9 protein-coding genes and 3 tRNA genes are annotated in these 12,358 nt (G+C 44.9%); all 12 read left to right on the forward strand.

The annotated features are described in order from the left end of the window. Window positions 1-84 precede the first annotated feature (84 nt). The 12 genes from E5672_RS05650 (at window position 85) to rpsO (ending at window position 12,277) form a co-directional block, all read left to right on the forward strand. A complete protein-coding gene (locus E5672_RS05650; RefSeq protein ID WP_136781305.1) occupies window positions 85-387 on the forward strand; it encodes a 4a-hydroxytetrahydrobiopterin dehydratase in 303 nt (100 codons plus the stop codon). Between the two features lie 201 nt (window positions 388-588). Next, window positions 589-665: transfer RNA gene (locus tag E5672_RS05655), tRNA-Met, on the forward strand. A gap of 53 nt (window positions 666-718) precedes the next feature. After that, window positions 719-795, forward strand: a tRNA-Met gene (locus tag E5672_RS05660). Window positions 796-849: 54 nt separating this feature from the next. After that, a tRNA-Met gene (locus E5672_RS05665) sits at window positions 850-926 on the forward strand. A 184-nt stretch (window positions 927-1,110) separates the two neighbouring features. Beyond that, entirely contained in the window at window positions 1,111-4,446 is a 3,336-nt protein-coding gene (locus tag E5672_RS05670; RefSeq protein ID WP_136781306.1) for an MHYT domain-containing protein, read from the forward strand. Window positions 4,447-4,461: 15 nt separating this feature from the next. Next, window positions 4,462-5,463 carry a response regulator gene (locus E5672_RS05675; RefSeq protein WP_136781307.1) on the forward strand — a complete coding sequence of 334 codons (1,002 nt, stop codon included), beginning with the start codon at window positions 4,462-4,464 and terminating at the stop codon, window positions 5,461-5,463. Between the two features lie 301 nt (window positions 5,464-5,764). Continuing rightward, window positions 5,765-6,223, forward strand: a complete 459-nt coding sequence (gene rimP, locus E5672_RS05680) for a ribosome maturation factor RimP (RefSeq protein WP_071817471.1) — start codon at window positions 5,765-5,767, stop codon at window positions 6,221-6,223. A gap of 45 nt (window positions 6,224-6,268) precedes the next feature. Then, on the forward strand, window positions 6,269-7,765 hold the full coding sequence (gene nusA / locus E5672_RS05685) for a transcription termination factor NusA (RefSeq protein ID WP_136781308.1): 1,497 nt from the start codon (window positions 6,269-6,271) through the stop codon (window positions 7,763-7,765). 24 nt (window positions 7,766-7,789) lie between these two features. Beyond that, the gene (gene infB, locus E5672_RS05690; protein ID WP_136781309.1) at window positions 7,790-10,396 is read left to right on the forward strand and encodes a translation initiation factor IF-2; all 2,607 of its coding nucleotides are present in this window, start codon (window positions 7,790-7,792) and stop codon (window positions 10,394-10,396) included. A gap of 114 nt (window positions 10,397-10,510) precedes the next feature. Next, complete coding sequence (gene rbfA / locus E5672_RS05695) at window positions 10,511-10,912, forward strand: 30S ribosome-binding factor RbfA (RefSeq protein WP_014949257.1); 402 nt, start codon at window positions 10,511-10,513, stop codon at window positions 10,910-10,912. Next, the gene (gene truB, locus E5672_RS05700; protein ID WP_136781310.1) at window positions 10,913-11,887 is read left to right on the forward strand and encodes a tRNA pseudouridine(55) synthase TruB; all 975 of its coding nucleotides are present in this window, start codon (window positions 10,913-10,915) and stop codon (window positions 11,885-11,887) included. 120 nt (window positions 11,888-12,007) lie between these two features. After that, entirely contained in the window at window positions 12,008-12,277 is a 270-nt protein-coding gene (gene rpsO, locus E5672_RS05705) for a 30S ribosomal protein S15 (protein WP_012518257.1), read from the forward strand. Window positions 12,278-12,358 lie beyond the last annotated feature (81 nt).

Here is a 12,358-nt window from a genome sequence, read left to right on the forward strand (position 1 = left end):
TTCTCAAAACCAATTGATTACATTATTCCGTAATAGAAGTCAGCATACTGGTTAACTCAATCAAATTTAACGAAGGAGCAACGAATGGCGGTAAAGCTATCAGAAAAACAAATAAGCGAAAAATTAGACGGGCTAAATGCGTTGGTCAGTGATGACAGCCCATGGGAACGAAGCGGCGATACCATCAAAAAAACATTTATGTTTAAAAGCTTTATCCGCGCTTTTGGGTGGATGTCGCAAATTGCGATTTGGGCGGAAAAACTAAAGCATCACCCTGAATGGTTCAATGTATACAATAAGGTAGAGGTAACATTGACTACCCATGACGCTGATGGGTTGACTGAATTAGACTTTTCGTTGGCTGAAAAAATGGAAAAATTCAAATAAGTCGAATTACGCCGTACAAATAGTGACAGGATATGGGGAAATTCGTACTAACTTTGTTCATGTTGGTCAATTAAACTGCTAACAGTCAGAAAAATGAAATATTTCTCTACTTGGCACTTGTGTTGATTAAGTCCCTATGTATAATACGCACCACGTTGAAGCGAGGCAATAAACGAAGCGCTTTCAGCGATAATTTTCTGGCGCGGGATGGAGCAGTCTGGTAGCTCGTCGGGCTCATAACCCGAAGGTCGTAGGTTCAAATCCTGCTCCCGCAACCACAGAAAATAACCAGAATTTCAAAGTATTGCGAAAGCATACTTTACCGTACAAGCGCGGGATGGAGCAGTCTGGTAGCTCGTCGGGCTCATAACCCGAAGGTCGTAGGTTCAAATCCTGCTCCCGCAACCAATTAGTAAAACCAGAAATAAGAAAGTATTGCTTAGGCAATCTAAACCGTACAGTCGCGGGATGGAGCAGTCTGGTAGCTCGTCGGGCTCATAACCCGAAGGTCGTAGGTTCAAATCCTGCTCCCGCAACCACATTTTAAACCCAGCATTTGCTGGGTTTTTCTTTTCTAGCCAAAATACATTCTAACATCTCCTGAATTCCACGATAACTTGAATTAACTGGTACGAATTTATTACCGCACTAAACAAACGAGTGTGCTAAGTTACAGTTACGCCATTATTGAAAATTACATTATATAGGTTGTCTGGCCGCGTTATGGTTTCTCGTTTTTTTACTATTGAAGAGCACGCCACATTAATAGAGGGCGCATATCATTTTCCCTTAGTCCTTCTGTCATTATTTTTAGCTGTGTTCGCTTCATATATGGCGTTTACAGTGGCAGGGCAAGCCGCAGTTACACAAGATAGGCTTAGGCGAGGTACGTTGTTAGGGGCTGGGAGTCTGGCGCTGGGGGGCGGCATTTGGTCAATGCATTTTTTAGGCATGACCGCCTTTGATTTATGCTTACCTGTTAATTACGACCCTCTTATTACTGGACTTTCCGCAATTCCGGGTGTCGCTGCAGCGTGGGTAGCGCTTCATCTTTTGGTCAAAACACGTATAAGTGTTGCAGAAGTAGTGTTAGGTGGCGTGTTAGTGGGAGCTGGCATAGGTACCATGCATTACAGCGGTATGGCCGCAATGGATATGGCGCCGCTTCTACGCTATAACATTGGCATATTCGCCCTCTCCATTGTAGTCGCCGTTGGCTTGGCAATGCTATCGCTGTGGATTAAGTTCGGTATAACAGCCGCCACTAGAAGCAGAAAAATGTTGGGTAAACATATGCTTTTGGCAAGTGTTGTCATGGGCCTGGCTATTGCCGGTATGCACTACACTGGCATGGCTGCCGCACGATTTGTTTTACCGCCTGGCATGGAAATATCAGGTCAGTCGTCAAACATCGCAGTTTTCTTAGCTATTTCCATTGCTATCGTTACTTTAGTGCTGATTACACTGGTTTTAGGTATCAGTCTACTTTTTAAATACCGTGACGTTATGATGCGTGCCATTGAAAGTGAACGCATTCAAAGCGCTATCACAGATACGGCCGTCGATGCTATTCTTACGGTAGACGATAAGGGCATTATTAAAACCGCTAACCCAGCTGTCGAGCAAATTTATGGCTATACCCAAGAAGAAGTTGTAGGTATGCATGCTGCTGAAATGGTTCCTGAAGAAAGGCGACATTTATATGGTGATGACTTCTTCAGTCAGCGCGTTGTGCCAACTGAGCAAATCATAGGGACTGGCAGGGAAGTTGAGATACTTCGCAAAGGTGGCGAGCGAATTCCAGTTCGTTTAGGGGTTGGTTATACCAAGGTTGACGGTAAGCCTGTATTTGTTTCGTTTGCATCGGACCTTAGAAAACGAAAAGAAATGGAAGATGCGCTGCGCGAAAGCGAAGCCAAATTTCGAAGCTTAATTTCCAATATACCAGGTATGGCTTACAGGTGTCTGAATATGCCAGGCTGGCCCATGGTTTTTGTAAGTGATGCTGTATTGGAAATTACCGGCTATTCTTCGAGTGACTTTACTTTGCCTGACCCAGAACGTTCGTTTACCGACCTTTATCATCCTGATGATATTGAACGGCTTTCAAGTATTAATGAACAAAAAAATGCCGATGCATTCTCTTATGAATATCGCATAATCGCGAAATCGGGTGAGGTGAAATGGGTAACCGAACATGGCGTTCATGTTAAAGACTGTGATGGAAACATTCTTTATGTTGACGGATTTATCTCTGATATAACCCAAAGGCGGGTAATGGAAGATGAGTTAAAAGCGGCGAAAGAAAAGGCCGAACAGGCTGCGGCTGCGCGAACGGCATTTCTTGCTAATATGAGTCACGAAATTCGTACACCCATGAATGCAATTATTGGTTTCAGCGACCTCATGCTCGGAGAGTCATTACGTGAAGAGCAAAAATCTCATCTAACGACGATAAACCGGTCTGCCCGTTCATTATTGCATCTTCTTAACGATATTCTAGATAGCGCAAAACTAGACAAAGGTAAGCTCGACTTAGATTATCGAGACTTCCTTATTCGTGAAGAATTAGATTTAGTGGTATCTACGTTTTGGTTAGAGGCAAAGCGGAAAAAAGTGGGCCTTGTGCTTAACGTTGATGATTCAGTTGCTAATGGATACAGAGGCGTACCTGAGCGCATGCGACAGGTCCTCAATAACCTTATTGGTAACGCGGTAAAATTTACGCACGAGGGTGAAGTTGCGATTAACGTACGAAAAGATAACGAATTTGTATACTTTGCGGTGTCAGATACCGGTATAGGTATGACGCAGGAGCAGGTAGAGCGAGTGTTCGATCCCTTTTCGCAAGCAGATGCCTCAATGAGCAGGAAGTATGGTGGAACAGGTTTAGGTACCACAATATCTAAACAGCTTGTTGAACTAATGGGCGGAAACATCTGCGTTACGAGTGAAAAGGGCAAAGGCACGACTTTCACCTTTAGGTTGCCGTTGAAGGAAGTTGAAATTGGCGAAAGTACCTCTGAGAGTGCACAACCTATTTCAACACAAATCGACTCAACGTTACGCGTATTAGTGGTTGATGATGTTCAGCAAAATATAGAGCTATTATCTCTTCTGCTTTCACGAGCGGGACATAAAGTAGACACTGCAACAGATGGCTTAATTGCGCTCGAAAAAATGCAGTCAGCGTCATTCGATGTGGTGCTAATGGATTTGCAAATGCCTAAGTTAGATGGGCTAGAGGCTGCCAAGCAACGCCGAGAATACGAAAAAGAACACGGTTTGCCTCCAACGCCTATTATCGCCTTAACGGCAAGTGTACTTGTACAAGATAAGCATGCGGCTGAGCAAGCAGGTATGGAAGGTTTTGCCAATAAACCGGTGGACTTTAGCCTGTTGATGGAAGAAGTAGCACGTGTGCTAAAACTTGAATCCCGCGTCGTAAGCGCTCCTATTGGCGGCTCGAATACAAATGATTCAGCGTTCAATGTCGAAAAGGCGGTATTAGATTTAAGAAAAGCGGTTGATTTATGGGGTAGTGAAGACACTGTGTTAAGGGAAGTCGATAAGTTCTCTAATGCAAGTAGAGAAAAAATCGATGGGTTAATGAGTGCTGCCATTCGAGAAGACTACGATACTGTTGCTAAGCTTGCTCATGGGTTAAAGGGTACGTCGGGTAACCTTTGTTTGACTACGTTTTATCACGTAACTAAAGAGATTGAAGCACAAGCATTGAGAACAAGAGTCAACATCGAAGACATTAATCTACTTCGTGGTGCGTTAGACAAAATTGAATTGATGTTAAGCGAATCGCCTTTGTACGCAGAAAACGCAATCAACGAAAGTATTGATAATGCGTTGCTACTCAGTCACCTGGAGGCTATGCTCAACAGTGTAAAGCAAAACATGGTAGATGAAGCAGAGTTAACGTTTTTGAGAGAAGTTGGGTGTTCAAGTCACAGAGAGCAGATTGGCCAAATCCTTTTGGATATTGATGATTTTGAATTCGAATTAGCGCACGAGCACATTTCTGCATTAATACAAGAACTGAAGTAGCCAAAGAGACAAGGCATGTTAGAGATCGAAATAACAAAACCTACTTTATTGCTCGTTGATGATGAGCCAGTAAATCTAAGAGTTTTAAAGCAACTTCTCGCGAATGACTACCAGCTTGTTTTTGCAAGAAACGGGGAAGAAGCATTAAAACTCACTGAGTCAAGGCAGCCAAATTTAATTTTACTCGATGTTATGATGCCGGGGCTCACCGGTTTTGAGGTGTGTCGACAACTCAAGCAACAGGCTAATACAAAACATATTCCCGTGATATTCGTAACCGCTTTAAATGACGAGCACGAGGAAACCGAAGGCTTCGAAGCAGGTGCGGTGGACTATATTACTAAGCCTATATCGCCTGCCATTGTGAAAGCTCGGGTTAAAACCCACTTAAGTTTAGTGCAAGCTGATGAGTTGCTAGACAGCCGACTACAAGTTGTGCAGCGATTAGGTAAGGCTGCAGAATACAAAGATAATGAAACGGGCATGCATGTTATGCGCATGAGCCACTATGCTAGAGAACTAGCACTAGCATATGGATTGACAGAGAAACAGGCCGAAACGTTACTCCATGCCGCGCCAATGCACGATATTGGTAAAATAGGTATTGCAGATAGCATAATGTTAAAGCCGGGTAAGCTGACCGATGAAGAGTTTGCCACTATGAAACATCACCCTGAGATTGGCGCAGAAATCATTGGTGATTGTGGCAATTCTTTGTTGTTGAAAGTAGCGAAATCAGTGTCACTGACTCACCATGAAAAGTGGGATGGTACAGGTTACCCTAAAGGGCTGGCTGGGGAGGACATCCCTATTGAAGGACGTATTTGTGCAATCGCTGATGTGTTCGATGCGCTCACAAGTAAACGTCCATACAAAGATGCGTGGAGTATCGAAAAAACGATTGATTTTATGGAAAGTCAAAAAGGTAAACATTTTGAACCAAGACTGGTCGAGTTGATGATAGAAATTATGCCTAGAATTCTCGACATAAAAGGGAAGTTTAAAGATGAGGACTAACGCCCATGCCTTTTCGCTGTTGCTTAATGCGGCGCCTATACGTATAATGTGCCCATCAAGTGATGAGAGCGGGCTCCCTCATTAAAGGAAAGTAACGCACTCAGCATTAGCAAGCTATCACCTATCGGTGGTTTTACCCATAAGTTTGCAACTGCCCATGTTGGCAGGTATGGGTTCAGAATTTTAATAAAAGCCCCGCTAGTCCGGGGCTTTTTGTTGTATTAAAACCTGGAGTCAGCCTCGCTGAGCCGGGTGATGACAGGTGGGCTTTAGGCCCTTTTTTCGTTTTTGGAGGTTTGCATTGGCAAAACTTGAAGAGAAACTAACCGAAATGTTAGAGCCAGGTGTTGAAGCACTGGGTTTTGAGTTGGTTGGTATCGAGTTTGTACGAGCGGGGAAACATTCTATTCTTCGCGTTTTTATTGATCATGAAAACGGTATTACCGTAGATGATTGTGCAGATGTAAGTCATCAGGTTAGCGCAATTTTGGACGTTGAAGATCCAATTAGCACTGAATATAACTTAGAAGTGTCATCACCGGGTATGGACAGACCGCTTTTCAAAGAAAAGCATTACATCGAGTCTGTGGGTGAAGTGGTTCAAGTTCGTTTGTCTATGCCGATGGACGACAGACGTAATTTTAAAGGCAAAGTACTTGCGTGTGAAAACGGCATCGTGAGTATTGAAGTGGATGGCCAGCAGTTCCAGTTAGCTGTGGCGAATATCGAAAAAGGTAACGTTGTTCCCACGTTCGATTAACGGAACAGCTCTGCTTTCAACGACGAAAGCATAAGAGAGGCGAAAATGAATAAAGAAATTTTGTTAGTGGCGGAAGCCGTTTCAAATGAAAAACAAGTGCCTAGAGAGAAAATTTTTGAAGCGCTAGAGTATGCAATCGCTAGTGCAACCAAAAAGAAAAACGAAGGCGAGATTGAAGTTCGTGTAAGCATCGACAGAACGTCTGGTGACTTTGATACATTCCGTCGCTGGTTGGTTATTCCTGATGATCAAGAACAGGAAAATCCGTTTGCTGAAATTACGATTTCTGCGGCACAAATCGACGAACCAGAGATTCAACTTGGCGATTATGTGGAAGAACAGATTGAATCTATAAAATTCGACCGCATAACTACGCAAACCGCTAAGCAAGTGATCGTACAAAAAGTACGTGAAGCTGAGCGTCAGCAAATGATTGCTGAGTACGAAGATAAAGTAGGTGAATTAGTTACTGGTACGGTTAAGAAAGTAAACCGTGACAACATCATCATCGACTTAGGTAACAACGCTGAAGGTGTTATCTACCGCGATGACATGCTTCCTCGCGAAACGTTCCGCCCGGGTGACCGTGTACGTGGTCTTCTTTACGTGATTCGTCCAGAAGCACGTGGCGCACAGCTATTTATTAGCCGTACGCACCCAGACATGCTAGTTGAGCTTTTCCGTCTGGAAGTACCAGAAATTGCGGAAGAGACACTAGAAATTAAATCTGCAGCGCGTGACCCAGGTTCTCGTGCAAAGATTGCAGTTAAAACTAATGACAAACGCTTAGACCCAGTAGGTGCGTGTGTCGGTATGCGTGGTTCACGTGTACAAGCCGTATCTGGTGAACTTGGCGGTGAACGTGTTGATATCGTGTTATGGGACGAAAACCCAGCGCAATTCGTTATCAATGCTATGGCTCCCGCCGAAGTGGCGTCAATCGTTGTTGATGAAGACAGCAACAGCATGGACGTAGCGGTTGAAGCAGACAACCTAGCACAGGCAATTGGCCGTAGTGGTCAAAACGTTCGCCTAGCTAGCCAGCTCACAGGCTGGGAACTTAACGTGATGACGGTTGAAGATCTCAACAAGAAGCACGAAGAAGAAAACGCGAAGGTACTTGATCTATTTACTGCTGGTTTGGACATTGACGAAGAATTCGCGTCTGTCTTGGTAGATGAAGGCTTTACAACGTTAGAAGAAGTGGCATACGTGCCTGCAAGTGAGCTTTTAGCGGTTGAAGGGTTAGATGAAGAAATGGTTGAAGAGCTGCGCAACAGAGCGCGTGCTTTCCTAACCACGCGTGCACTGGCGAACGAAGAATCGCTTGAAGGTGCAGAGCCTACAGAAGCCTTATTAAATCTTGAAGGTATGAGTAAACACGTGGCCTATGTGTTGGCCAGCCGCGGTGTTACCGACCTGGAAGAATTAGCAGAACAAGGTACCGATGATATCAGTGATATCGATGAACTAGACGAAGAGAAAGCCGGTGCGTTAATCATGGCGGCTCGTAATATCGTATGGTTCAGTGAAGAAGAGTAAGGTCAACAGGGGGAAAATTACGTAATGGCAGATGTATCTATTGAAAAGCTCGCCAGCGACATTGGTACGACCGTTGACCGATTGGTTGGCCAGTTTAAAGACGCGGGTATCACTAAGAGTGCCGGCGATCAGGTAAACGAAGACGAGAAACAAAAACTATTGGATCATTTAAGTAAGCAACACGGCAGCGCAGCTGAACCAACGCGTATGACACTTAAGCGTAAGACAACAAGCACATTAAGTGTTGGTAAGTCTAAAGAAGTGAAAGTAGAAGTACGTAAAAAGCGCACTTACGTTAAGCGTAGCGATGTTGAAGAACAGCAGCGTCAAGCGGAAGAAGAGGCGAAGCGTCTTGAAGAAGAAGCACGCCTGAAGCGCGAAGCGGAAGAAAAAGCAGCAGCTGAAGCGAAAAAAGCCGCTGAGGAGAAAGCGCGTAAAGCTGAAGAAGCGAAGAAAGCCGCTGAAGAAGAGCGTGCCCGCCGTGCAGAACAAGCAAAGAAAGAAGCTGAAGCACGTAAGGCAGACGAGCCAGAACTGACTGAAGCTGAAAAGGCTGAAGCTGAAGCTGCGCGTCAGGAAGAAGAGCGTCTGCGTAAAGCGCAAGAAGAAGAAGCGCAGAAGAAGCTTGAAGAAGACGCGAAGAAAGCGGCTGACGAAGCGCGCAAGCTTGCTGAAGAAAACGAGCGTCGCTGGAAAGAAGAAGAAGAGCGTCGTAAAAAAGCAGAAGCTGAAGAAGTTCACTTGCACTCTAACCGTTACGCGCAAGAAGCGGAAGACGAAGAAGACATGCAGGTTGAGCGTTCATCACGCCGTCGTCGTAAGTCGAAGAAAAACGCGGGTGAACACCTTAAGCAAGGCTTTAACAAGCCAGCTGCACCTGTAGAGCGTGTTGTTAAGCTTGGCGCAACCATCACCGTTGGCGAACTAGCAAGTAAGCTTGCTATTAAGTCTAACGAAGTTATCAAAACGATGATGAAGATGGGGGAGATGGCAACCATTAACCAAGTACTAGACCAAGATACTGCGGTACTAGTGATTGAAGAAATGGGCCATAAGTACGAGCTTGTTAACGACAATGCGCTTGAAGATGAGTTGTTGGCAGATGGCACTGGCGGTGAAAAAACCACACGTGCACCTGTTGTAACCATCATGGGTCACGTTGACCACGGTAAAACCTCATTGCTTGACTACATTCGTCGCGCGAAAGTAGCAGACGGTGAAGCCGGTGGTATTACCCAGCACATTGGTGCATATAAAGTAGAAACAGAAAATGGCGAAATCACGTTCCTAGATACACCTGGACACGCCGCATTTACCGCAATGCGTGCTCGTGGTGCTACGGCGACGGATATCGTTATTCTTGTTGTTGCTGCAGATGACGGCGTAATGCCTCAAACGAAAGAAGCGGTACAGCACGCTCGTGCTGCTGGCGTACCTCTTATCGTTGCAGTGAACAAAATGGATAAAGAAACAGCTGACCCTGATCGCGTGAAAACTGAGCTATCTCAACTAGAAGTTATCTCAGAAGAGTGGGGCGGTGAGCATCAGTTCTGTAACGTTTCTGCGAAAACAGGTATGGGCGTAGACGAATTGCTTGAAGCTATCGTCCTACAAGCTGAAGTTCTTGACCTTAAAGCAGTAGCTGAAGGCCCAGGTCGCGGTATTGTTATTGAATCTCGCCTTGATAAAGGCCGTGGTCCAGTAGCATCTGTATTGGTTCAAGAAGGCCAATTACGCGCTGGTGACATCCTACTTTGTGGTGAAGAGTACGGCCGTGTTCGTGCAATGCGCGACGAAAACGGTAATGAAATTAAAGTTGCGGGCCCTTCTACACCTGTAGAAGTACTTGGTCTGTCTGGTGTTCCAGTAGCGGGTGAAGACGCAGCCGTTGTTAAAGACGAGCGTAAAGCGCGTGAAGTAGCAGCTAAGCGTCATCAGAAGAAACGTGAACTTAAACTTGCTCGTCAGCAAAAAGCGAAACTTGAAAACATGTTTGCGAACATGGAATCAGGTGACGTTAGCGAACTTAACATCGTACTTAAAGCTGACGTACAGGGCTCTGTAGAAGCGATTTCTGAATCATTGGTTAAGCTTTCTACTTCTGAAGTAAAAGTGAACATTGTAGGTAGTGGTGTAGGTGGTATCACTGAAACTGACGCAACCCTTGCGGCTGCATCAGGCGCTATCGTACTAGGCTTTAACGTTCGTGCCGATGCTACAGCGCGTCGCGTACTAGAAGCTGAAGAAATTGATTTACGTTACTACAGCGTTATCTATAACCTAATTGACGAAGTGAAAGCGGCCATGAGCGGTATGCTTGCACCGGAATTCAAGCAGGAAATCATTGGTCTTGCAGAAGTACGTGACGTATTTAAGTCACCGAAACTGGGCGCAATTGCGGGCTGTATGGTTACTGAAGGTAACGTTAAGCGTAGCAACCCAATCCGTGTACTTCGCGACAACGTAGTTATCTACGAAGGTGAACTAGAGTCACTACGTCGCTTTAAAGACGACGTTCAAGAAGTACGTAACGGTATGGAATGTGGTATCGGCGTTAAGAACTACAACGACGTGAAAGTAGGCGACCAAATCGAGGTCTTCGAAATCGTTGAGGTTAAGCGCGAAATTTAATTGCCTTAGTTAATTCGGCATGTGAGAAACGGGGGCCGAGTGCTCCCGTTTTTGTCTGTATACAGCAAACAGACCTCGCGCATGCCCTGCGTTAAATAAGGAAAGGAGAGTATAATGGCCCGTGAATTTTCACGTACCGACAGAGTTGCTCAGCAAGTTCATAAAGAAGTGGCGAGCATTCTGCAAAATGAATACAAGCACCGCGTTGGCGATATGCCTTTGATCACGGTTTCTGACGTAGATGTATCGCGCGACTTAGCGCATGCAAAGATCTTTGTGACTATCTACAACAGCACCGAAGAAGAAGGTAAAGCGCAAATTAAACAACTGGCAGAATACAAAAAGTTTATTCGCAGTATTTTAGCTAAACGTATTCGCATGCGCTCAGTGCCTGATCTTCACTTCTTTGAAGATAAGTCGATTGTTGAAGGTATGCGTATTTCTAATCTTGTGTCTCAGACCATCGCAAAAGATGAGTCAAAGCGCGATAAAGACGATCCACAAGAGCAGGAGTAAATGGCAAGACGTCGTAAAGGCCGTGAGATTAACGGCATAGTATTGCTTGATAAACCGCTTGGTGGGTCATCAAACCAACTGCTTCAAAAAGTGCGCTGGCTGTACAAAGCGGCTAAAGCTGGGCATACAGGCGCACTTGATCCCCTTGCCAGTGGCATGTTGCCCCTTTGTTTGGGTGAAGCTACGAAGTTTTCTCAGTTTCTTCTGGATGCCGAAAAGACTTATGAAGTTACCGCTCAATTAGGTGTTCGCACCACCACGTCTGACGCCGATGGCGAAGTAGTTGAAGAAAAGCCTGTTGATGTAAGTGAAGAACAAGTACGTGATGCGTGCTTGGCGTTTCTAGGTAAGAGTAAACAAATCCCGTCCATGTTTTCAGCGCTTAAACATCAAGGTAAGCCGCTTTATCACTATGCACGTCAAGGTATAGAGATTGAGCGTGAACCCCGCGATATTGAAGTGTATGAATTAGATGTACTGCGTATAGAGCTTCCTTATGTAGAAATGCGCATAAAATGCAGCAAAGGTACCTATATCCGCTCTATTGTGGATGATTTAGGTCAAAACCTTGGTTGTGGTGCCTACGTGACCCGCTTACATCGCACCGAAGTCGCAGACTATCCCACAGATAAAATGGTATCGCTGGATAAGTTAATTGAAATACAGGAATCACTGGAAGACGGTGATTTTAAAGCGCTGGATGACTTATTAATTCCTATGGATACTGCCGTAAGTCGTTTACCATTTGTGACGATCAACGACGCTGAAAGAAACCGTTTTGATAACGGCCAATCTGTAAAAGGGATTTGTAGCGAAGCGCTAGGTGAAGGCGTGTCTTACCGCGTTTACCATGGCGACGATACCAGTGGTATTTTCTTAGGCGTAGGGGAAGGGGTTCTTGACCCGAAAGACCAAGGTATTCCTAAACAAGAAGTGTTTGTTAACCCAAAACGTCGAGTTGTTTATACATCTTAACTGCGCCGGTAAATAAAGACGGTTTATGGCTTGCTAAGTCTGTAAACGTCATTATAATACGGCGCTCATTCCGCTTTGCTGAATTAGTGATCGGCGAAGCATTAATATTAGGAGAATGATATGTCACTAACTAAAGCAGAAACCGCAAAAATCATTGCTGAGTACGGCGTTAAAGAAGGCGACACTGGTTCACCAGAAGTTCAAGTTGCTTTGCTTACTCACAACATCAACAAGCTTCAAGGTCACTTTGCTGATCACAAGAAAGATCACCACTCACGTCGTGGTCTTCTACGTATGGTTAGCCAACGTCGTAAGCTTCTAGACTACCTTAAAGGCAAGAACGCTGAGCGTTACCTTGACCTTATCAAGCGTCTAGGTCTACGTCGATAAGACTAGGTTTCAAGAAAAGCGCCCAACGGGCGCTTTTTTTTCGTCCAATGTTTTATTGCTATTTAATTGGGGCATTAATCG

It is taken from the genome of Alteromonas portus (assembly GCF_005117025.1).
Classification (GTDB): Bacteria; Pseudomonadota; Gammaproteobacteria; order Enterobacterales; family Alteromonadaceae; genus Alteromonas; species Alteromonas portus.

Excerpts from the sequence above, each read along its gene's own strand:
- E5672_RS05650 (WP_136781305.1), top strand. The coding sequence starts at position 85 with ATGGCGGTAAAGCTATCAGAAAAACAAATAAGCGAAAAATTAGACGGG.
- E5672_RS05670 (WP_136781306.1), top strand. The coding sequence starts at position 1,111 with ATGGTTTCTCGTTTTTTTACTATTGAAGAGCACGCCACATTAATAGAG.
- E5672_RS05675 (WP_136781307.1), top strand. The coding sequence starts at position 4,462 with ATGTTAGAGATCGAAATAACAAAACCTACTTTATTGCTCGTTGATGAT.
- nusA (WP_136781308.1), top strand. The coding sequence starts at position 6,269 with ATGAATAAAGAAATTTTGTTAGTGGCGGAAGCCGTTTCAAATGAAAAA.
- infB (WP_136781309.1), top strand. The coding sequence starts at position 7,790 with ATGGCAGATGTATCTATTGAAAAGCTCGCCAGCGACATTGGTACGACC.
- rbfA (WP_014949257.1), top strand. The coding sequence starts at position 10,511 with ATGGCCCGTGAATTTTCACGTACCGACAGAGTTGCTCAGCAAGTTCAT.
- truB (WP_136781310.1), top strand. The coding sequence starts at position 10,913 with ATGGCAAGACGTCGTAAAGGCCGTGAGATTAACGGCATAGTATTGCTT.
- rpsO (WP_012518257.1), top strand. The coding sequence starts at position 12,008 with ATGTCACTAACTAAAGCAGAAACCGCAAAAATCATTGCTGAGTACGGC.